Origin of the sequence: Paraburkholderia sp. BR13439, from assembly GCF_040948805.1 — a bacterium.
Taxonomy (GTDB): Bacteria; Pseudomonadota; Gammaproteobacteria; order Burkholderiales; family Burkholderiaceae; genus Paraburkholderia; species Paraburkholderia youngii.
In genome coordinates this window covers 1-21158 of record NZ_JBFPKN010000008.1, presented here as the reverse complement: position 1 = coordinate 21158, position 21158 = coordinate 1, and the positions used below count along the sequence as shown (strand labels likewise).

Sequence of the window (21158 nt, the reverse complement as noted above, 5' to 3'; positions counted from 1 at the left end):
CGGTGTTCACGTCTGCTGTCCCAGGTCTCGTTGCATCGCCGTTCAATAGCTCGAATAAAGCCGTACCGGCTGCGGCGACAGACGGTTGTCCTGCCTGCGCGCATCGAACGTGTAGCGCAGATAGACGAGCGCGGCGCTCGGTGCGTAGTCGTGCGAGCGATCGATGCTCAACTGCGCGCCCAACACCAGATGCGGATCGGCGCGATACTCGACCACCCCCGCGAGCCCATACGAAAACGCGACGCCGCGTGTCGAGCTGCCCGCATTGACGAGACTGTCGAGCCCCGGCGCCGCGCCGAGACCGGCGGGCAGACCGTTCGGGTAGTACGGCGAATCCCGCTCGTACGAATTCGACACGCCGACGGTCGCGCTCAGATCCCACTTCAGCGCGCCATGCCGTCCCAGCCATTCGAGCGGCACGCCGAGCGACAGATAGCGCTGCGGACTGTAGTAGCCGCCCTGCCCGAACGAATAGAAGCGCAGGTTGTTCGTGTAGTGCCATGCGTTGCCGACGAGGCCGGTGCTCACCAGTGAATTCGCGCGCCGGTAGACCGGCATCGTGAAGCCGGTGCGCAGCGTGAATTCCTGATTGCTCGCGACGTTGCGCCCGGTCAGCTCACCCGCGCCGAGATCGGCGAACAGGTTCGCCGCACCGAGATCGAACGATGAATGCAGGTCGATGCCATCGCGGCGCACGCCGCCCCACACGGTGCCGGTCACCGGATCGTGCATGCCGGCATACGACAGCTGGCTGCCGGTTTCCGGACGGCGCGAGCCGCTGACGGAAAAGCTCGCCGGTCCCGCGTCGAAGCGGTAGCGCACCCCGCCGACGAGGTAAGACACGGGGAATCCGAGCGGCGTCGTGCCGAAGTCGAAGCGCCACGCGTCGGACGTGTAGCCCGCGCCGAGCGCGACCCCGGTGGCCGACTGATGCAGATACGGCAAGCCCGCGGCCAGCGTGGCGAGTTGCTGCGGCGACAGGCCGAGCGACGTGCCGAGCTTGTCGGCCGCGGCGAAGGTGCCGAACGTATCGCGCGTGAACGCGTTGGCGTCGCTGACATCCAGCGTGCCCGCGTCGAGATGCACGGTATCGATGTGCGCGAAAAAATGGCCGTCATAGCGATACGGGATCTGCACGTACACCGGCACCTGCCACGCGCGCAGCTGCGAGATGCCCGCGTCGCCGGACTTATATGCGGGTAGCCAGCCGGTCTCGATCGACGGATTGCGGCGCTGTTCGAGATCGTCGAGCGCGGCTCGCGCGGGCGTGCCATCGGGTCCCGCGCGCACGCCCGCCGAGCGTTCCTGCGCGAGCGACAAACGGTACAGCGAAGCGGCATCCTCGTACTGCCCGAGGTCTTCGGCGATGCGGCCGCTTTGCACCGTCACGTCCGGCCGCGTCGGATACGCGACGCGCAGTGCCGTCGTGATCTGCTGGGCGTCGCGCGCTTCGTTCAACGCGGCGAGCCGGCGCGCGGCCGCGAGCCGCGTGTCGACGTCGTCGGGCGCGGCGCCGTCGAGCACATCGTGCACGACGCGCAGCGCGGCGCCGCGCTGGCCGCTCTGCTCCAGCACACGGGCCAGCGCGAGCTGCGCTTCCGGATCGTTTGGCTGCGCGGCGAGCAATGGCGCCAAGGTCGCCCGCGCGGCCCCGTAGTGGCCCTGCACGCGCTGGAGGTCGGCGAGTTCGAGCGCATAGCGTTTGTCGCGCCGACCGGCGGGGCTGACCGCCGCGAGTCGCTGCCCGGCCGCTTCGTAATCCCCATGATCGATCGCTTCGTCGGTTTGACGTAGGGCCGCACGCAGCGCCTGATCCTCGAGGCGCGCGTGTTGCGCAGCGTCCAGCTTCAGCCGCGGATCGTCACGCAACTGCTGAAGCCATGCGGACAGCTCCGCGTCGCGTCGCGCACTGCCGAGCAGATCGCCGTAACGCAGCCGCACGTCCGCGTCGGCCTCGCCCGGATGCGCGTCGATCCAGTCGCGCAGCAATGCGAGGCCGCGCCCGGCGTCGCCCGCGTCGATCCACTGCGCGCCGACCGACGCGAGCAGATTCGGATCGTCGCCGGCCAAAGCGCGTGCGTCGTCGAGCAGGCGGAGCGCGCTCGCGCGATTGTCGCGGGCGAATGCGGCGCGCGCGTCGGCAAGCTTTCGTTGCATTTGCAGATTGCGATCGAGCGCCCGCATACCCTCGGTGCGCTCCTGCTCCGGGATCAGCGCGAGCACCGCTTGCGCGCCGCTCAGGTCATCGAGCGAATTGCGGTAAAGCGCGCTCGCATAGCGCATCTCGGCCGATGCCGCGAGCGCGAGCCCCTCGTCCATCACGTTGCGGCCGAGTTGCGGCAGGCCGAGATCGCGGTACAGACGCGCGAGCGCGAAACGCGTCCACGCTGCGTCGGGCTCGCTGCGCAAGGCGGCTTCATAGCGTTGCGCGGCGGGACCGCGCTCGCCGTCGGCGAGCAACTGGTCCGCCTGTCTGGCCAGCAGATCGGCACGCAGACGAGCGAGGCTCTGACGATCGTCGGCGGCGGTGAAGCGGCTTTGCAACGCGTCGATCAACGGCTCGACCTGCGCCGCGCGGCCGGTGTTTTCGAAGAGCGTCTGGGTGCTGCGCAGCGCTGCCACGCTCGGCGCATGCCCGCTCAGCATGTCGCGCAAGAGCGGCTCGGCCGCGCTCCAGTCGTGCTGCGCGAGCAGCGCGTCGGCGAGCATCAGCTTCGCGTCCGCGTTGTCCGGCTCCATCGCGAGCGCCGCGCGCGCCGCCCGCTCCGCCTCCTGCGCGTGCCCCGCCGCGGCGGCCGCGCGGCCTTGCGCGAGCGTCCCCCAGAATTGCGCGGTGCGCGCGAGGCTTTGCCATTTCGCGCGATTGTCGGGCGCGAGCGCGGCCGCCCGCAGAAACAGCGTGCGCGCTTCGTCGTGCCGCCCGGCCCGCATGCGCGCGATGCCGAGACCGCCGACTGCGTCGGCATCGTCCGGTCGCGCGCTCGCGGCGCGCGCGAGCAGCGGCTCGGCGGCCGCGAGATCGTTGCGCTCGAGCGCCTGCAGACCGCGCTGCTCGGCGATGTAGTCGGGGTTGCGTTCGAGTTGCCGTTGCCCGTCGAGGCGCGCTTCGAGCGTCGCGACACGCTCGCGGAATTCGGTGTCGTCCGGCACGAGTTGCAGGTACGCGCGCAACGCCGGCAGATACGCGAGGTCCACACCTGCCGATTGCAGCACGTGACGCCACGTGTCGAGCGAGGCCGTGCGATCGGAGTCGGGCCGCGTCGCCAGATTCCACGCGATGCGGTTGGCCTCCGCGCGCGTATCGCCGCGCGTGTTCAGCAGATTCGCGAGCACCAGCGCGGCATCGACGTCGGACGGATCGGCGGCGATCCGCCGATGCAGCGCGACCAGCGCCTGCTCGCGGCCCTCGGGCGTGCCCGCGAGAATCTGGTAGTACTCGGCGCCGAGCGAGCCCGACGGCGCGCCGTGCGGAAACAGCAGCTGCAAGCGCCGCGCCGCCTCGGCGGACTGGCCGCTACGCGCGAGCAGACGCACGGTCGCGAATTCCTCGCGGCCGTTGGTGGCGACGCGGAATTCGTCGTCGATCTGCTGGATCGCCGCGCTGCCTGGCGCTTTGGCGCGCAAGCGTGCGAGCGTCGCCTGCGCGGCTTGCGCTTTCCCGAGACGCAATTCGATGCGCACCTGCTCGGCAAGCAACACCGGATCGCCCGGCGCGGCTAACAGCGCCTTGTTGATTGCCTGCAACGCAAGGTCGTCGCGATGTTTCGTCGACCACATGCGCGCGGTCGCGAGCAGGCGTTGCGCGGCGGGGTTTTGCGGCGGCGCTATGGTCGGCTGAGCAGCGGGTGCCGCCAGCGTACCGATGGCAGCCGTGCGCGCGGCCGTCGTGCGCATCGCTTCGGCTTGCCTGGTGTTGCCGTATGCGTGACCCGTGATCGCGGCCGCGCACGCGCACGCGAACACGCCGAAGCGCGCCGCGCGCGTTACTGCGGCGCGGCGCGGCACGACGTGCTCCAGTGCGGATCGAGGGTGCCGTCGGCGGCGAAACGATAGCGGCCTTCGCGCCAGCCGAGCGCGAACAGGCTCAGCACGCTCGTGTAGTAACCGGCGGCCGTCTCGCTATCGAGCGCGGCGACGCGTGCGATCTGCGCATCGGCGAGCGCGCGCTGGCCGCGCGCATCGAGAAACGGCACGGCCGCCGCCGAAAAACCGGCGTTGCCCATGTTGATGCCGGCACGGCCATCGCTCGCGTCGACTTTCTCGGGCGGCGCGCCGTGCGCGGCGATGAAGTTCGCGAACGGCGCGAAGCGCGCGAGCAGCGTCGGCGCGAGCGGATCGCGCCGGTCGAGCATGCCGGTCCACAGGTACACGCGAATCGCGTTATAGGCGCTCTCGGCGTGGGTCTCGGCGTCGGGTGCGAAGCCGCGGTTCGCGCGGTACAACGCCCAATCCGGCGAGAAGCCATGCGGCGCGGTATCGACCAGGATGCGGCTCGTGCTCGCGAGCAAACGCGGCCAGCGCGGATCGTCGGGCAGCCGCGTGGCGAGGCCGCGCAGCACCTGCGGCGGCATGTAGCTCGGATTGACGCGCCACACGTCCGCGCCCGGATGAAAACCGACCGGGCCCGGCAGCAAAGTCAAGCCGAGCCCCGGCGCGTTGGCCGTTTCCTCGTCGAGCACACGGCGGGCGAGCACCGCGCCGCGCGCCGTGTAGCTGCGCTCGCGCCAAGCGTCGCCCGCTTCGAGCAGCGTATAGGCGATCCACAGGTCGGCATCCGACGATGCATTCGCGTCGAGCACGGCCCAGTTGCCGTCGGACGAGCGGCCCCACAGCCACGCCGGCAAACGCGCGGTCAGGTCGCCTTGCGCGAGATGCTGCTCGGTCCAGCGCAGGATCGTGTCGAAGGCCGGGCGGTCATTCGCGACCAGCGCAAAAAACAGTGCATACGATTGGCCCTCCGACACCGTGCGCTCGTCGGACGAACCGACGTCGATCACGCGGCCATCGGCGGAAAGGAAGTCACGCTTGAATTGCTGCCAGCGCGGCCAGGGCGCGGCGGTGCAAGCTGTGATGTCGGCGCGGCTCGGCTGCGGCGCTTGCGTGGCGAACGCGTCGTGGCTGCTCGCGAGCGTCAGCATCGTGGTCAGCACCGTTGCTGAAACGCTCGCCGTTGTTCGCACGAGCCTGCTCGCGAACCTCGCGTGCAGGTCCGCGCCACTTTCAACGCCCACCCCGTCGCGCGCTGCCCGCCACAGCGCCCCGCCCTTCGACTGACTCATCGATCAGACTCCCCGGCGCCGCGCGGCCAGTTCCTGCAACGCGGTGAACGCGCCGATCGCGAGCAGCAAGCCGGCGAGCGCGCCGAGCACGCCGAGCAGCACCGGATGCTGGATCGCCTTGCTCCACAGCCGCGCATACCAGGGCACGTAGCCGACCAGATAGGTGTCGCCGACGCGCATGCTGTCCACCTTGCCATCGCGCAGCAAAGCGACGTCGCCCTGCAATTGCGCGACGCGGTCCGGCTTTTCGAGCATGTCGAGCAGTTGCGACAACTGTTGCTGATCGGTGGCGCTCAGCGCGACGACGCTGCGTCCGTGGCTGTCCGGCAATTCGAAGCCCATCAGCGCGGCCAGCGGTCCGTCGCGTTCGATCCGCGCGCCGCCGTCCGGCCGACGCGCGTCGCTGTGCGGGGCGCCGTCGCGCCGGGCGGCGCTGTGCCACTGCTCGTCGACCGCGAACGAGGCGCGCGCGAGCGGGCCCGACGCGGCGGGGTCGCCCGCCTGCGCGCCGATCGTCAGCGGCAACGCATGCGGCCAGCGCGCGAACCACGGCGCCGAGCCGCTGCCGCCGATCACGAGCAGATCCTTGCCGCTCAGCTGCGCGAGCTCGCGCGGCCGCGCGACCTGCACGCGCAGCGCCGGATAGCCGGTCCATTGCCCCATGTGGCCGAGCATCGTCAGCAGGCTTTCGAGCTCCTGCGGCGCGGCATGCTCGGGAATCACGACGGCCGTTTGCGACAGGTCCGCGTAACGCGTGAACGGAAAGCCGCTGTTCGCGAAGAACGCGAGGTTCGGCATCCGTGCGTAGTGGACGAAGTCCGAGAAGTCGATCGTCGAGTCGGGATCCACCGCGGCCTGCACCGGGTTCGTCGCGACGCCCTGGCAGAGCCCGGTCTTCTGCGAATCGAGATTGAAGCGCAGCTGCAACTGGTTCGAGCTGCCGACCCGGAATGCCGGAATATCGAGCGCGCTCGTCGCACGGTTGGCGTTGTTCGACAGCACCGGCAATTGCAGGCGGCCTTGCGCGTCGTCGGCGGTCGCGAGCGCGAGCCGGTACGACTTGACCAGCTGATCGTTGATCTGCACCGCGAGCGCCGAGTTGTTCTGCACGGTCGGCGCCGTGTAGCGGTACTTCAGATTCAGCGGTACGCCCGCGCCGTTCCACGAGTACAAATCGGCGGGCACGCGCAGGTTCAGACGAATCGCGTCGGGCGTGCTGCCGCGCACCTGCAGTTGCGACGGATCGTCGATCAGTTCCTTGAACGAGACTGGCCGGTCGACCGGCAGCCAGCGTGGCGCGTCGTAGGGCTTCCTCGGCGCGCCGGCAGCGAGCTGCGTGATGCGCACCGCGGGACCCGCTAGCGCGGTCGTGCCGAGCACCAGCGCGGTGCTCGCTTCATCGACTTCGGCGGCGCTGCGGCCGGTCACGATCAGCAGCTTGCGGTTGGGCGCGACGGGATTGTCGGCGACGATCAGCATCGGACCGTTGATCGGCGGCAGCGTGAGGCCGGCGGGCAACTGCTCGCTGCGCGCGACGACGACCGCGTGTGAGTCGGTAGGCAACGTCGACAGCGCCGGAAAGCGCGCCTGCCGGTAATCGGCCTGCGCACCGAACCACGAAGCGAGTACGCCCGCGCTGCGCAGCGTCGCGTTGTCGGCGGCGGCCGGCAGCACGAACGGCAGACGCAGCCGGTTCGCGTCGCGGTGATCGAAGAACGGCGCGGGCAGCAGCGCGAGATCGTCGGGCAACCGGATCGGCGCGGTATCGACGATGAACTCGCTCGACGGACTCACGTCGGCCCACAGCGCCGAGTTCTCGGGGTCTTCGCAATGCTCGAGCGTGTAATGCGCGATCAGGCGCAGACCGATCTGGTTGTAGTCGGTCAGAAAACGCGGATCGAGCGGGATGTCCTGGGTGACGAGCTTGCCGGCGTGCTCGCGATCGAACGGCACGGTCGCGATCACTTCGTTGTTGATCGACACCTTCAGATGCGACATCGCGAACACCAGCGACGGCGAATACGTGTAGCGCAAGCGCAGGCGCGCGGCCGTGACCACGCGATCGAGCCGCACGCCGAGATTGACGGTGCGCGCGTCTTCGACACCGCGCAGCGTCAGCGGCTGATACGCGCCCAGGGTCGCGAATGAAACGCGCGATGTGCTGGAGCCGGATGCGGGCGTCGGGACGCTGGCATCGTTGTCGAGGTAGTTGGCGCTGGGGGTGGCGCTGGGATTGGCCTTGGGGGCACTCGCGCTCGCGACGGTGGGCGCGGCCGGCGCAATCGCCGCGGCGGCGACGACAGGCACCGATGGCGCGGCGCCCGACGCGACGGCATACAACGCGCCGACAACGGCGCTCAGCGAAACGCACAACGACACAACTGGTTTCATGAACAGCTCAGCTTGTTGGACCTGGACCGTGCGCGCGCGACTGCGCCGCCTACGGTGCGAATCCGGTCTGCCGCGCGAACGCGCGAAGTGGGAAAACGGACGGCCGGCACGCACAGGAGAAACACGCGGCGCACCATTCCTCGTATACGGAAAATCCGGCGAAACCTTGAGCGGAACGAGCAACGGGGATGACCAACATTTGAGATTTGAACGCAATCGGCAGCAGCCCTAACCGGTTATGCGTCCTTTCATTTTTCCGAACCCGGTTACTCAGGCGAGAAGGTGCCACGTGCCTGCCGCTGTTGGGCGGCGCAAAGATATCACAATTTGCAACCTCATTGACATCTTGTAACATCCACGGTCATTTGCTGCACATTAAACATCATCCCGAAACATGCCTGATCCGGCCGACTCCCCCACTCACTCGAGCATCGCGCCGCCCGCGAAGCGCAGCGGTCCGCTGCGCGGGTTGTTCGCGTTGCGGCATTCGTACGCCGGCATCGTCGCGACATTGCGCGCGGAAAGCGCGTTCCGTCAGGAAGCCGCGCTCGCGGCGATCCTCGTGCCGGCCGCGTTCCTGATGTCGGTCGACGCCATCGCGCGCGTGCTGCTGATCGGATCGGTGCTGCTCGTGCTGCTGGTGGAGTTATTGAATTCGGCGATCGAGGCCGCCATCGACCGGATCTCGTTCGAGCGGCATGAACTTTCGAAGCGCGCGAAGGACTGCGGCAGCGCGGCCGTGACCATTGCGCTGCTGATGTGTGTGCTGACGTGGGGCGTGTTGTGCGGGCCGCTGGCGTATCACTGGCTGCGTGGATGACGCGTGACGGGTTCTACGTAGTCCGCAGCATGGTTGGCACGTTGCGCGCCTGGCGAGAGGGAATGCAAACGTTAGCGTCGGCTCGACGGTAATTCCGCGTGCCGCGAAATATTCGTCACGCAAACGTTGGCGGCAATGAAACGATGGCACATGTATTGCTGAATTCCGCTCGCCGGCATCTCACCCGTAAAGCCGCGTGACGTACGCAACGGGGCGCCGTTCAAACGTCATTTCAACAATCCACCGGTGGAGGCACCATGCTTCGATACGCTGTGATTTTCTTCATCATCGCCATCATTGCCGCAGTGTTCGGCTTTGGAGGCATTGCCGCGGGCGCAACCGAAATCGCCAAGGTGTTGTTCTTCATCTTCCTGGTGATCTTCCTCGTCACCCTGCTGATGGGCGTGATCCGACGCTGACGGCTGCACACAGCGTTCGGTGAATTCACCCCTCGCCCGATGCGAACCGGCGACGCTGCGTCGGTGCCGCGTTCAGGATTGCACCGCTGCGGTCGCCGTGGCCGTCGTTGCAATACTTGCCGCAGCATATTGCAATAGTTGCCGAAGCATCGGGTGCTTCAACTCCGCTTTTCTTGCGCTGCTGTTCCACTGCTTTTCTCCGCATGCCGCGGACGTATGCGCCATTGCTTCAGGCCGCACGCGCGATCTGCGGCGTCGCATGCAGACGCCGCGACCAGTTCGCGAGCGTGCGCATCGCTACCGGCGGCTTGCTCAGAATCGCGCTGTCGTAGCACCTGTGCGCGAAGCGCATGAAGTCGACGATGCGAAACCCCTGCCCGCGATAGAACGCGATCTGCTGCGTGGCCGGTTGCGGGGTATCGAGTGCGAGTTGCGCATAGCCGCGTGTTGCGGCCCAGTGTTCGGCGAACGCGATCAGCAACGTGCCGATGCCTCGCCCCTGCCACGCGGGATCGACTGCGAACTGGCGCAAGCTCGCAACATCGTCGTGCCTGTATAGCTCGCATGATGCTTCGCCATCCGAAGCATAAAGCGTCATCGTGCCGACGATCTGTCCGTCGCATACCGCGACATGGCAATCGCCGCGCAGCACGCGCTCCCGGGTCGCTTCGATGGTCTGATCCACGCACGTGCAATTGAGTCCCTGCGCGCCGAGCGGCGCGAACGCGCGATGCAGCAGCGCCGTCAACGCAACGAACGAATCGCGCGACGCGTCGAAGCGCCTGAGTTCGACGTGGCCGGCACGACATGCATAGCGGACCGGAACGGATTGCGGACGGCTTGCGCGACGCTTCACGTTGAGCACCTCGTACTGACTGGATGCCCGAAGTGTAGGGTCGGCCGGTGAGCGTCTCAAGAAAAAATGTCGTAAAAACTCTGGCCGATCACCTGTCGTTCACGACATGTTTTCGGCTTCGTACAGACGACGACCCGCCGCATCCTTGCTGCCGAGAATAGGTTGAAAGTCGATCGGCCAGTCGATGCCGATGTCGGGATCGGACCACAGCAGGCAGCGTTCGAGTTCGGGAAACCAGTACTCGGTGGTCTTCCACACGCACTCGGCGACATCGGACAGCACGACGAAGCCGTGCGCGAAACCGGGCGGCACCCACATTTGCCGCTGGTTCCCTTCGCTCAGATACTCACCGCTCCATTTGCCGAAGTTCGGTGAGTTCAGGCGCACGTCAACCGCGACGTCGAAGATTTCGCCGCGCACGACGCGCAGCAGCCGTCCCTGCGGACGCTGCACCTGGTAGTGCAAGCCGCGCAGCACGCCATGCACGGCGCGCAGATGGCGGTCCTGCACGAAGTTGAAACCTTGCGCGACGTCGTCCGAAAACTCGTCCGCGCTGAAACTCTCGAAGCAGAAGCCGTATTCGTCGATGAACACTTCCGGCTCGATGAGTTTCACTTCCGGCAATGCCGTCGCCATGACCCTGTTGCCCATCGCCACTGTGCTCGTAAGAAGGCTGGCCAGCGAACCTACGGCCGCTCTCGCGACCGCGTCCAACAGACGAGGCGCGCCCGCGGCGCGGGCGCGCTATCGCATGCTATTGATACATGCTACGCCTCACTGGCCGCCCGGCTTCGGGCGCGATACTCGGTTGGCGACAAAGCCATGCGCTTGCGGAAGATTTTCGCGAGACGGTCCCCGTTGCCGGTGCCGCTGCGACGCGCGATCTTGTCGACCGGCAATTCGGTCTCGGTCAGGAAGTTGCACGCGATGCGCAGCCGCACCTGCAGCAGGTAGTCCGACGGCGTGACCTGCATCTCGTGCTTGAACCGGCGCAGGAAATTGCGCTCGCTCATTGCGGCGACCTGCGCGGCATCGGCGACTGAGACCGGACGGTCGCAGTTCGCCTCCATCCAGCGCGCGGCCGCGCGAATCTTTTCGGCGACGCTCAGCGTGCCGCCCTCGGCCGGCAGCGGCACCCACGTGGAGGCCATGCCGGGCATCACGCGATCGGCGACGCTGCGTGCGAGTTCCGCGCCCAGGTCGCGCTTGATGAACATCAGCGCGCTGCGCGCGCAGTCGTGACGGTCGTTGGCCGCGCTGAACGCGCCTTCGCTCGCGCTCGCGCCCGGATAGCGGCTCATCAGGCCATCATGCTCGGTCGGCCCGGCCGCTTCGAGCACGAGGCGTCCCTCGCCGATCGTTTCGATCGCGCGGGTGCGCGATTGCACGGCGCGCAGCCAGTTCAGCAGGCGTTCGTCGCGTGCGGCCACGTGGGCGCCGTAGCCACCCGCGATGAACAGCACGTCGAAACCGCCGCCAAAGCGCGTGTCGATGCGATCAGTCCAGATGCGCGCCGACGACGAGCTGGCAACATTGCCGCCTTCCATCGACAGGAACTGCACGTCGTAGGGCGGATCTTCGCCCGAGCGCGTGCCCGCGAACTCATTGGCGGTCTGGAACATTTCGACGACGGTACCGGGGCCGAGCAGCCAGAAGCCGTCGAACAGCAGAATGCCGATTCGCCGCGCTGCAGTACGGACGTTCAATGCAGGCGTGTGAAGCCACGTAATTCTCGTTGTATCAAGGTGCATGTGCGGCATGATGTTCCCCAAACGGGCATACGTTGTGGACCCCGATTTGCCCCGTCAGCAGACGGAACGAGAGAATGCGTTATTACGGCGGGAAAACGGACTAACGCCGCATAAAGGATTAAGCGTGATGTTAGCGGAATGGATCGCTATAGTAAATTTGAAAAGAATATTTCATCACGAATATCCATGTCTGAGGAAAAGCGGTTATTGAGCGATTGATATGAGCGCCCGGCAGGACCGGCAACTATGCAAGGTTGAGCGCAGAGGGTGGGGATATCTTACCGCAAAGCCTTGGTGGACGGCACTCTCGCCCGTTCGGGCAAAGTTGCCGATAATGCGAAGCGTGGTGGACCCATCTTACCGAGTACGTTTCTTGCCGGATCAAAAATGTTTCAATTGTGAACTGCTTATCGTCCCGATTATGTCAGCGCAATTCGGTAGTTTATTCGCAAAGCGTAAAGTTATTCCCCGCGCCATTAGGCATATCGGCGGGATTCGTTCTGGGCCGAAAATTAATATCCAAATGCTGATTTATGGGGGGTTCTAAAAACGTTTCTATTTTGAAACATCGTCGGTCGCTTTCGTATGAATTAATCGCGCGGATGCATCGCGATTGGCGAAGCTCTGACGATTGGATGCAGTGCAGCAATGATGTGTGGCGCGGACGCGACGAAGCGCCGGCCGTTGCAACGTGCAAGGTTGCAACGGCACATCTGAGAAGCGCGTGGAATGCGAGCAAACAGTGGGTTGGGGACCGCAAATCGCGGCCCGCAACGGCCGCGCCGCTGCTCGTCAGGTTGCCTCAGCCATTCGTCCCTTCGCCGGCCAGCGCCGCATTAGCGGCCGTGCGCGCGAGCACCGGCCGCAAAGCCGCACCGGTGTGACTCGCGGCCACACGCGACAGGCTTTCCGGATCGGTTGCCGCGACGATCGTACCGCCGCCCACGCCGCCCTCCGGACCGAGGTCGATGATCCAGTCCGCCTCGGCGATCACGTCGAGATCGTGCTCGATGACGACGACGCTATGCCCGCCATCCACGAGCCGATGCAGCACGCGAATCAGCTTCGCGACGTCCGCCATATGCAGGCCGACCGTCGGCTCGTCGAGCACGTATAGCGTGTGCGGCGGCTTCTGGCCGCGCCGGGTGAGGTCGTCGCGCACCTTGCTCAGCTCGGTGACGAGCTTGATGCGCTGCGCCTCGCCGCCCGACAACGTAGGCGATGGCTGGCCGAGCGTCAGATAGCCGAGCCCGACGTCCTTCATCAGTTGCAGCGGATGCCCGATATTCGTGATCGACGCGAAGAACTCGACCGCTTCGTCGATTTCCATCGTCAACACGTCGCCAATGTTCTTGCCGCGCCACGTGACCGCGAGCGTCTCCGGATTGAAGCGCTGACCGTGACAGACATCGCACGGCACCTTCACGTCGGGCAGGAAGCTCATGCCGATCGTGCGCACGCCTTGGCCCTCGCACGCGGGGCAGCGGCCCTCACCGGTATTGAACGAGAAACGCGACGCGGTATAGCCGCGCGCGCGTGCCTCCAGCGTGCCCGCGAACAGCTTGCGGATCGCATCCCACACGCCGATGTAGGTGGCGGGACACGAACGCGGCGTCTTGCCGATCGGCGTCTGATCGACTTCCAGCACACGGTCGATGGTTTCCCAGCCGGTGACCGAATCGCAGCCCTGCCACTTGTGCGTGACGTTCAGCGGCGCGCGCGGCGCCGAGCGCGCGAGCACGCTCGAGCGCCGGTTCGCGGCCGGTTTCTGTTCGGCCGCCGCACGCGCGCGGCGGGTGGCCGGCGACGACAGCACCGAGCGCCCGACCGCGTCGAGCAGATTGGTCATCAGCACGTCGCGCGCGAGCGTCGATTTGCCCGAGCCGCTGACGCCCGTCACCGCGACGAGCCGCGCGAGCGGAATGCCGACCGTCACGTCACGCAGGTTATGCAACTTGCCGCCATGCACGGTCAGCCAGTTCTCCGGCACCGCGGCTGCACGCTTGCCCGGCGCGACGACCTCGCGACGCGACTGCAGCGGATGCACGATCGGCTGCGCGAGAAAGCGCCCGGTCAGCGAATCGGCCTGCGCGGACAGGTCCGCGACGCTGCCCTGCGCGATCAGCGTGCCGCCGCGTTTGCCCGCGCCCGGCCCGATATCGATGATGTGATCGGCGCGCCGGATCGTGTCCTCGTCATGCTCGACGACGACGAGCGTATTGCCCTTGTCACCGAGCTTGCGCAGCGCGTTCAGCAGGATCTGGTTGTCGCGCGGATGCAAGCCGATGGTCGGCTCGTCGAGCACGTAGCACACGCCTTGCAGGTTGCTGCCGAGCTGCGCGGCGAGCCGGATGCGCTGCGCTTCGCCGCCCGACAAACTCGGCGCCGCGCGATCGAGGCTCAGATAGCCGAGCCCGACCTCTTCGAGGAACTGCAACCGGCTGCCGATTTCGCTGACCACGTCGCGCGCGATTTCGGCATCGCGGCCCGTCATCTGCAGCGTATCGATCCATGCGCGCGTGTCGGACACGGTCCATTGCGCGACATCGACGATCGCCTGCGAGTCGAACGTGACCGCGCGCGCGACCGGATTCAGCCGGGTGCCCGCGCAATCCGGACAAGGCTCGTCGACGAGCCCTTCCGGTTCCTGCTCCTCCGACGGCAAGCTCTGTTCGCGACCGCGATTGTCGTCCACGACGATCGTGTCGTCATACGCGGCGCGCTGCTCGCGCGTGAGCGACAGCCCCGTGCCGACGCAGCTCGTACACCAGCCATGCTTGCTGTTGTACGAGAACATGCGCGGGTCGAGCTCGGGATAGCTCGTGCCGCACACCGGACACGCGCGCTTCGTCGATAACACCTTCACGTCGCCGAGCTTCGCGGTGGACTCGCCGCCGTTGATCGCGTCGTGCAGGCCGTCGAGCGGCGCGAGCAGATGCATGATGCCTTTGCCGATGTCGAGCGTTTGATCGAGCGCTTCGCGCAGCTCGGCTTCATGATCGGCCGAGATGACGAGATCAGCGACCGGCAGCTCGATCGTGTGCTCACGGAACCGGTCGAGCTTCGGCCACGGATCGACCGGCACGAACTCGCCGTCCACCCGCAGATGCGTATTGCCGCGCGCTTTCGCCCATTTCGCGAGGTCGGTATAGACGCCCTTGCGGTTCACGACGAGCGGCGCGAGGAAGCCGACATGCTGGCCCTTGTGATCGCGCAGCAACTGCGCCGCAATCGATTCGGCGCTTTGCGACGTGACCGGCGTGCCGTCGTGAATGCAGTGCTGCAAGCCCAGCTTCACGTACAACAGACGCAGGAAGTGCCACACCTCCGAGGTGGTCGCGACGGTACTCTTGCGGCCGCCGCGCGACAGCCGCTGCTCGATCGCGACGGTCGGCGGAATGCCGTACACCGCGTCGACTTCGGGGCGCCCGGCCGGCTGCACGATCGAGCGCGCGTACGCATTCAACGATTCGAGGTAGCGCCGCTGACCTTCGTGGAACAGGATGTCGAACGCGAGCGTCGATTTGCCCGAGCCCGACACGCCGGTAATCACATTGAACTTGCCATGCGGAATATCGACGTCGAGCGCCTTCAGGTTGTGCTCGCGCGCGTTGACGATGCGCACCACGTCCTCGCCTTCGATCGCGCGGCGCGCGCGGGCCGCGCCCAGTGCCTTCTGCAGCGGGATGCCTTGCGGCTCCGCTTCGGCTGCGACACCCATCGCGCGGTCGTATTGCAGCAACGCCTCGCCGGTATGCGACTCGGCACACGCTTTCACTTCGTCCGGCGTGCCCGCGCACAACACGCGGCCGCCGCCGTCGCCGCCTTCGGGACCGAGGTCGATGATCCAGTCGGCCGCGCGGACCACGTCGAGGTTGTGCTCGATCACGATCAGCGAATGACCGCTCGCGAGCAGCTTGCCGAACGCCTGCATCAGCTTCGCGATGTCGTCGAAATGCAGGCCCGTGGTCGGCTCGTCGAACATGAACAGACGCTTCGCGACCGCCTGCTTCGCGCCACGCGTGCTGCGCGCCTGCGCCGATTCTGCGAGAAAGCCCGCGAGCTTGAGCCGCTGCGCTTCGCCGCCAGACAGCGTCGGCACCGGCTGGCCGAGCTTCACGTATTCGAGCCCGACGTCGACGATCGGCTGCAGCACGCGCAATACTTCGGCGTCCGTGGTGAAGTACGCGGCAGCCTCGCTGACGGTCAGCTCGAGCACGTCGGCAATACTCATCGAGCGCGCGGGCTCGCCTCGCTCGATCTTCACCTCGAGGATTTCCGCGCGATAACGACGCCCGTCGCAATCGGGGCAGCGCAGGTACACGTCGGACAGGAACTGCATTTCGATGTGCTCGAAGCCCGAGCCGCCGCAGGTCGGACAGCGGCCGTCGCCCGAGTTGAAGCTGAACATGCCGGGGCCGTAGCCGCGCTGCTGCGCGAGCGGCGCCTTCGCGAACAGCTTGCGGATTTCGTCGAACGCGCCGACGTAGCTGGCCGGATTCGAGCGCGCGGTCTTGCCGATCGGCGACTGATCGACGAACACGACGTCGGTGACCTGGTCGGCGCCCTTAAGCGACTTGAACGCGCCCGGCGCTTCGGTGGCAAGGCCGAAGTGGCGCGCCATCGCCGGATACAGCACGTCCTGCAGCAGCGTCGATTTGCCGGAACCGGACACGCCGGTCACGCAGACGAGCCGCTGCAATGGAATTTCGACCGTGACGTCACGCAGATTGTGCTCGCTCGCGCCTTCGAGCACGATGCGCGGCGTGCTTGAATCGACCGTGCGACGCGACCAGTGCGCGGCATCCGCGACATGGCGCCGGCCGCCGAGGTATTCACCGGTCAGCGTGCCGGTCGAGCGGATCGCGTCGGGCGCGCCGTCGAAAATGATCGAACCGCCGCGCTCGCCAGGCCCCGGACCCATGTCGATGAGCCGGTCCGCCGCGAGCATCACCGACGGATCATGCTCGACCACGACCAGCGTATTGCCCGCGTCGCGCAGCCGGTGCATTGCCTCAACGATGCGGTTCAGGTCGCGCGGATGCAGGCCGATGCTCGGTTCGTCGAGCACGAACAGCGTCTTGGTCAGCGACGTGCCGAGCGCGGTGGTCAGGTTGATACGCTGCACCTCGCCGCCCGACAGCGTGCGGCTTTGCCGATCGAGCGTCAGATAGCCGAGGCCGACGTCGCAGAGATATTTGAGGCGCGTGCGCACTTCGGCGAGCAGCAGCTTCAGCGCGTCGTCGAGCAACGCGCTCGGCAGCGTGATGTCGTCGAAGAAGCGGCGGATGCGCTCGATCGGCATCAGCATCAGATCGTGCACGGTCAAACCCGGCAACGCTTCGAGCTGTGCGCGCGACCACTGCACGCCGCGCGGCATGAAGCGGTGCTCGGGCGCGAGCACGTCGTTCGCGTTCGCTTTGCTGCCGAGGCGCCACAGCAGCGATTCCGTTTTCAGACGCGCGCCGCCGCAGGTTTCGCATGGCGTGTAGCTGCGGTACTTCGACAGCAGCACGCGGATATGCATCTTGTACGCCTTCGATTCCAGATAATCGAAGAAGCGTTTGACGCCGTACCAATGCGTCTGCCACTTGCCGTTCCAGTCCGGCGAGCCGTTGATGACCCAGTTGCGCTCGCGCTCGCTGAGCTCGCCCCACGGCGTGTCGCGGCGGATGTCGGCTTTCGCCGCGTAGCGCATCAGATCGTCCTGGCATTCCTTCCACGCGGGTGTCTGCATCGGCTTGACCGCACCTTCGCGCAGCGTCTTGCGTGCGTCTGGAATCACCAGACCGAGGTCGACGCCGATCACGCGGCCGAAGCCGCGGCAGGCATCACACGCGCCATAGGCCGAGTTGAACGAGAACAGCGCGGGCTGCGGGTCGGCATAGCGCAGATCGCTTTCGGGACTGTGCAGGCCGGTGGAGAAACGCCAGATGCGCGGCTCGGCGGCCTCGGCCTGTGGTTCGTCCGAGGTAGCCGGCAGCACGTAGATATTGACGCGCCCGCCACCGCGCTTCAGCGATGCCTCGATCGCCTCGATCGCGCGCGCTTTGTCGACCGAGCGCAGCCGGAAGCGGTCGGCGACGACGTCGAGCAGCTTGCGCTGGCCGGTCGGTGAATCGACTTCGCGCTGCGCCTGCACGCGCGTATAGCCGCTCGCCGACAGCCACTGCTCGACCTCCTGCTCGGACGCCGACTCCGGCAATTCGACCGGGAACGTGACGACGAGCCGCGGCTCCTCCTGCGCGGTGCGCTCGAGCAGTTCCGCGTAGATCGTCTCCGGCGTGTCGTGCCGCACCGGGTGCGCGGTCTGGCGGTCGAACAGCTCGGCCGCGCGCGCGTACAGCAGCTTCAGATGGTCGTTGAGCTCGGTCATCGTGCCGACCGTGGAGCGCGAGCTGCGCACCGGGTTGGTCTGGTCGATCGCGATGGCGGGCGGTACGCCGTCGACGCGGTCGACCTGCGGCCGGTCCATCCGGTCGAGGAACTGGCGCGCGTACGCACTGAAGGTTTCGACGTAGCGGCGCTGGCCTTCCGCATACAGCGTGTCGAACACGAGGCTCGACTTGCCCGAGCCCGATGGCCCGGTGACGACCGTCATTTCGCCGGTGCGCACGTCGAGGTCGACGTTTTTCAGGTTGTGCTGGCGGGCGCCGCGAATGCGGATCGTGCCCTGGGTCTTGTTGCTGCTCGGCTTGCCGCTTTGGGGGGTGTCGGCGAGGGTGTCAGGGGTTGCGTCGTTGGAGGACAATTTTTCCGACCGTCTGAAGGAGTGGTTCACCTCTCACGGCCGGCTCTCGCGACCGCGCAAGTTCGGTGCAGCCGGGACGGCGCGACGAGCGCCCGGAAGCCTAGCTGTAGGGGGATACTATACTGTATGTTTATACAGTTTTCCAAGACAGGTAGAGGTGCGCCTCGCGCGTGGTGCCTGGGGAGGGAATTCTGGGACGCGAGCGGGTTTTCGAGGCTGGAAGAACCGCATTGGTGAGACTGGAGGGGATTGGCGTCCCGGCGGATCTGCGGCGGGCGGCAAGTGTCTCATCAAGGCACACTGGGAAGATGCTGGGTCTGCGACAGCCAACGCGGTGAGGCGTTGGCCGAACGCACGGCTCGGATGCGGGAGCGACGCAAACCGACCCGAATGCGACCCTCAAAGGGGAACGGCGGAACGTCAGTTCTCGAGAAGGAAGCGGCCGGCCTGAGAGACTGCTTCAGTGCCAGCCAGATGCTGGTAGAGCCATCAGCATTGCGCGCGGGACTATTTACTCCGCCTAGCGTAAGGGGGGCGGGCGCACCGCACCGGATGGGTTGCACAATTGGCTCGGGATCACCTACGCTTTGACGAGTACCCTGGCTCTGGGCAGCCAAAGAGCGGGCTAACTGTGATCCGTAAAACGCTAAGGAAACCGTCAGCACGCAAGCCCACGCGGCGCAAGCGAAAGTGGCTCGCGTTCCCGCGCGATTTTCATTTCTGGGTCGATGTCACGACATTGCTCGCTTCGCTCGCAACCGTGGGCACCTTGGCCCTTCTAGTGCGAGACCGCGCCAATTTGCAGAACATCGCGGCGTGGACGCAGCTTCAAGGCTACTTTCAAAGCGGCAAGCGCTCGCAATTTAACCAAGGGCAAGGTTTTGCGATGCAGACGCTAGCGAGCAACGGAGTGACGTTGGCCTACATCGAGGCCGATGGCGAGCGCATCATCTCGGCCGACCTGGACGGCGCCGACTTCACCGGCGCCCAGTTGCGGGGAGCGCAATTCGATACCCCCAGTTTGAGCGGCGCCCATTTCACCGGCGCCGTGCTTCGCGACGCATTTATCGATCATTGCAAGGATTGCGGCCACGTCCACTTTGAGGCGGCCCAGCTCAGCAACGCGCGAATCCGCGGGGGCGATCTGTCCGACGCCGACTTTACGCGGGCTGACATTTCCGGGCTTGAGTTCGAGGACGTAAAGCTGGGCGAATTCGCAATTGGCGCGGCCTGCTATACGAAGTACAACCCGCCGAAGTTCACGCACAGGGAAGGTGGAATCGAGCGCAAGGATTATGTCCCCACCGGCGTGATCATGCCGCTGGCCCCACAGAGCGAGCTGTGCATGCTGCAGTGGGGCAAGGCGTGGGGTAAAGAATATGTCGTCCCAGACTGGCCGCCAAAATAAGCGCTCGGCGCTAACACCGCCGGTAACGCAACTCATCAGAAGCGGAAGGCCTCGCGCGCTTTACTGGCTCTCCGCCAGCATCGAGCCGAACCTCGCGTCAAGCTCGTCCCTCGTACACGAGCCCGAGGAAACTGGTCCAGGCCTGCGATGTCGTGTGTCTGCTTGCGGCTGCAGATCCAGACCTTGCGATCGAATTCAAGGCACCAGTCCAGACAGTAGCCGTAAGCTCAACCAATTCGCACCTGGCCGCCGCTGCGCGCAAGAAGCGTCCTGTTCAGTGTGGGCGCGTCGCGGGTAGTCAGGCTGGCAGCAAGTGGATGAGCGACGGCCTCTTCGATCGTGCAGCGAGTAGGAAGAAGGCGTTGCACGTTGTGGAGGGAGCCGGCCACACGGATCTGTACGACGGTCAGGAGTTTGTCGAAGAAGCCGTTTCGGTGCTCGCACGGTTCTTCCAAGCCAAGCTGAACTAAGCCGTTCCGAACAGAAACAGCGATAAGCCGTACTTCATGTACAACGCGGCAGATAATGTTCAGCGGAAGCACTGATCGTCCACTTGCTGGCTCCTTGCGGACGCCTCAACGGGAGGGATGGCGGACCGTTTCTGGCCGGTCAGCGACCGCTCGCAAACCGGCCGCCTGCGCATCTACACCTCAGTTTGCTCCGCCATTTCAAGCGCGTCATCGACCTCGATGCCAAGGTACCGGACTGTGCTTTCAAGTTTCGCGTGACCTAGCAGCAACTGGACAGCCCTGAGGTTTTTCGTGCGACGGTAAATCAAAGACGCCTTTGTCCGGCGCATCGTGTGTGTACCGTGGGCGGTGTCGTCAAGTCCGATGGACGAGACCCACCGATCGACGAGTCGGGCATATTGAGAGGGGTCGACAGGTGCGGAGAGTCGTGAATCCTACTTGTGAACAGGAAGTCGGTCGCACGCAGGCCAGCATGCCTTATCCACGCTGCCACGCTTTCCCGAGTCTGCTCGGTGATCTCGAACTGCACCGGCCGCTGAGTCTGCTGCTCCATGATCGTCGCGCGACTGGCTACGTGCTACCCATGGCAAACGTCGCGCACCCGTAGCTTCGTCAGATCACACGCCCGAAGCTTGCTGTCGATGGCGAGATTGAACATGGCCAGATCCCGCACCTGGGACGAAAGCTGCAGGCGCACGCGGATTGCCCAGATCTCCTTGAGCTTCAGCGGTGGCTTCTTGCCAGTCAGTCTCCCCTTGTTCCACGGTACACGCGACGGGCCGGTGTCGGTTAATGTGCTCATGACAATCTCCTTTCAAATGAAGGGAGATTCAGTCTGTACTTCTGCAATGGGCGCTACCCGACCCTGAAGAGTCGTTCGAGCTCGGTAAGCGGTCAATTAACGACGCCCATCAGAGTTGTTGAACAGGGCAATAGACTTACCGCAGTTCGGCGGGCATGCACCAGGGAAGAAGCGCGGCGTAGTCGTCGACGGTCTGCGCGAGCGGTAGGCA

The 21158-nt window shown here is 65.9% G+C and carries 12 protein-coding genes and 1 pseudogene; 4 read left to right on the top strand and 9 right to left on the bottom strand.

Translation table 11 applies throughout. The annotated features are described in order from the left end of the window. Positions 1-42: 42 nt before the first annotated feature. Genes AB3X96_RS17365 through bcsB form a run of 3 tightly spaced genes read right to left on the bottom strand, consistent with a single transcriptional unit; the run spans position 43 to position 7670 of the window. Positions 43-4005 carry a cellulose synthase subunit BcsC-related outer membrane protein gene (locus AB3X96_RS17365; RefSeq protein WP_368590645.1) on the bottom strand — a complete coding sequence of 1321 codons (3963 nt, stop codon included), beginning with the start codon at positions 4003-4005 and terminating at the stop codon, positions 43-45. Further along, positions 3984-5279 (bottom strand): cellulose synthase complex periplasmic endoglucanase BcsZ, encoded by a 1296-nt coding sequence (bcsZ, locus tag AB3X96_RS17360; protein ID WP_368590644.1) that lies wholly within the window; start codon positions 5277-5279, stop codon positions 3984-3986. Before bcsZ ends, AB3X96_RS17365 begins: the two co-directional genes overlap by 22 nt. A 3-nt stretch (positions 5280-5282) precedes the next feature. Next, a complete protein-coding gene (gene bcsB, locus AB3X96_RS17355) occupies positions 5283-7670 on the bottom strand; it encodes a cellulose biosynthesis cyclic di-GMP-binding regulatory protein BcsB (protein ID WP_368590643.1) in 2388 nt (795 codons plus the stop codon). A gap of 394 nt (positions 7671-8064) precedes the next feature. Between bcsB and AB3X96_RS17350 the strand changes: the two genes are divergently transcribed. After that, positions 8065-8490 carry a diacylglycerol kinase gene (locus tag AB3X96_RS17350; protein ID WP_368590642.1) on the top strand — a complete coding sequence of 142 codons (426 nt, stop codon included), beginning with the start codon at positions 8065-8067 and terminating at the stop codon, positions 8488-8490. A gap of 257 nt (positions 8491-8747) precedes the next feature. Continuing rightward, complete coding sequence (locus AB3X96_RS17345) at positions 8748-8909, top strand: DUF1328 domain-containing protein (RefSeq protein WP_013089029.1); 162 nt, start codon at positions 8748-8750, stop codon at positions 8907-8909. Positions 8910-8934: 25 nt separating this feature from the next. On the opposite strand, the gene AB3X96_RS17340 is transcribed toward AB3X96_RS17345, so the two are convergent. From AB3X96_RS17340 to uvrA, 5 genes are all read right to left on the bottom strand, one after another. Further along, positions 8935-9099 (bottom strand): hypothetical protein, encoded by a 165-nt coding sequence (locus AB3X96_RS17340; protein WP_368590641.1) that lies wholly within the window; start codon positions 9097-9099, stop codon positions 8935-8937. A gap of 39 nt (positions 9100-9138) precedes the next feature. Further along, complete coding sequence (locus tag AB3X96_RS17335; protein WP_368590640.1) at positions 9139-9765, bottom strand: GNAT family N-acetyltransferase; 627 nt, start codon at positions 9763-9765, stop codon at positions 9139-9141. 99 nt (positions 9766-9864) lie between these two features. Further along, entirely contained in the window at positions 9865-10416 is a 552-nt protein-coding gene (rfbC, locus tag AB3X96_RS17330) for a dTDP-4-dehydrorhamnose 3,5-epimerase (RefSeq protein ID WP_368590639.1), read from the bottom strand. 116 nt (positions 10417-10532) lie between these two features. Continuing rightward, complete coding sequence (locus tag AB3X96_RS17325; protein WP_368590638.1) at positions 10533-11525, bottom strand: GlxA family transcriptional regulator; 993 nt, start codon at positions 11523-11525, stop codon at positions 10533-10535. 793 nt (positions 11526-12318) lie between these two features. Next, on the bottom strand, positions 12319-18267 hold the full coding sequence (gene uvrA / locus AB3X96_RS17320; protein WP_368590637.1) for an excinuclease ABC subunit UvrA: 5949 nt from the start codon (positions 18265-18267) through the stop codon (positions 12319-12321). 631 nt (positions 18268-18898) lie between these two features. On the opposite strand from uvrA, the gene AB3X96_RS17315 reads away from it, so the two are divergent. Together AB3X96_RS17315 and AB3X96_RS17310 are read left to right on the top strand one after the other, a co-directional pair. Then, complete coding sequence (locus AB3X96_RS17315; protein WP_368590636.1) at positions 18899-19675, top strand: pentapeptide repeat-containing protein; 777 nt, start codon at positions 18899-18901, stop codon at positions 19673-19675. A gap of 317 nt (positions 19676-19992) precedes the next feature. Further along, positions 19993-20145 carry a hypothetical protein gene (locus AB3X96_RS17310; RefSeq protein WP_368590635.1) on the top strand — a complete coding sequence of 51 codons (153 nt, stop codon included), beginning with the start codon at positions 19993-19995 and terminating at the stop codon, positions 20143-20145. 173 nt (positions 20146-20318) lie between these two features. Here the strand turns inward: AB3X96_RS17310 and AB3X96_RS17305 are convergent. Next, positions 20319-20947: pseudogene (locus AB3X96_RS17305) on the bottom strand (tyrosine-type recombinase/integrase). Positions 20948-21158 lie beyond the last annotated feature (211 nt).

Bases quoted from the DNA above. Each gene is read 5' to 3' on its own strand.
- AB3X96_RS17350 (WP_368590642.1), top strand. From the start codon at position 8,065: ATGCCTGATCCGGCCGACTCCCCCACTCACTCGAGCATCGCGCCGCCC.
- bcsZ (WP_368590644.1), bottom strand. From the start codon at position 5,279: ATGAGTCAGTCGAAGGGCGGGGCGCTGTGGCGGGCAGCGCGCGACGGG.
- AB3X96_RS17310 (WP_368590635.1), top strand. From the start codon at position 19,993: ATGAGCGACGGCCTCTTCGATCGTGCAGCGAGTAGGAAGAAGGCGTTG.
- bcsB (WP_368590643.1), bottom strand. From the start codon at position 7,670: ATGAAACCAGTTGTGTCGTTGTGCGTTTCGCTGAGCGCCGTTGTCGGC.
- rfbC (WP_368590639.1), bottom strand. From the start codon at position 10,416: ATGGGCAACAGGGTCATGGCGACGGCATTGCCGGAAGTGAAACTCATC.
- AB3X96_RS17325 (WP_368590638.1), bottom strand. From the start codon at position 11,525: ATGCCGCACATGCACCTTGATACAACGAGAATTACGTGGCTTCACACG.
- AB3X96_RS17345 (WP_013089029.1), top strand. From the start codon at position 8,748: ATGCTTCGATACGCTGTGATTTTCTTCATCATCGCCATCATTGCCGCA.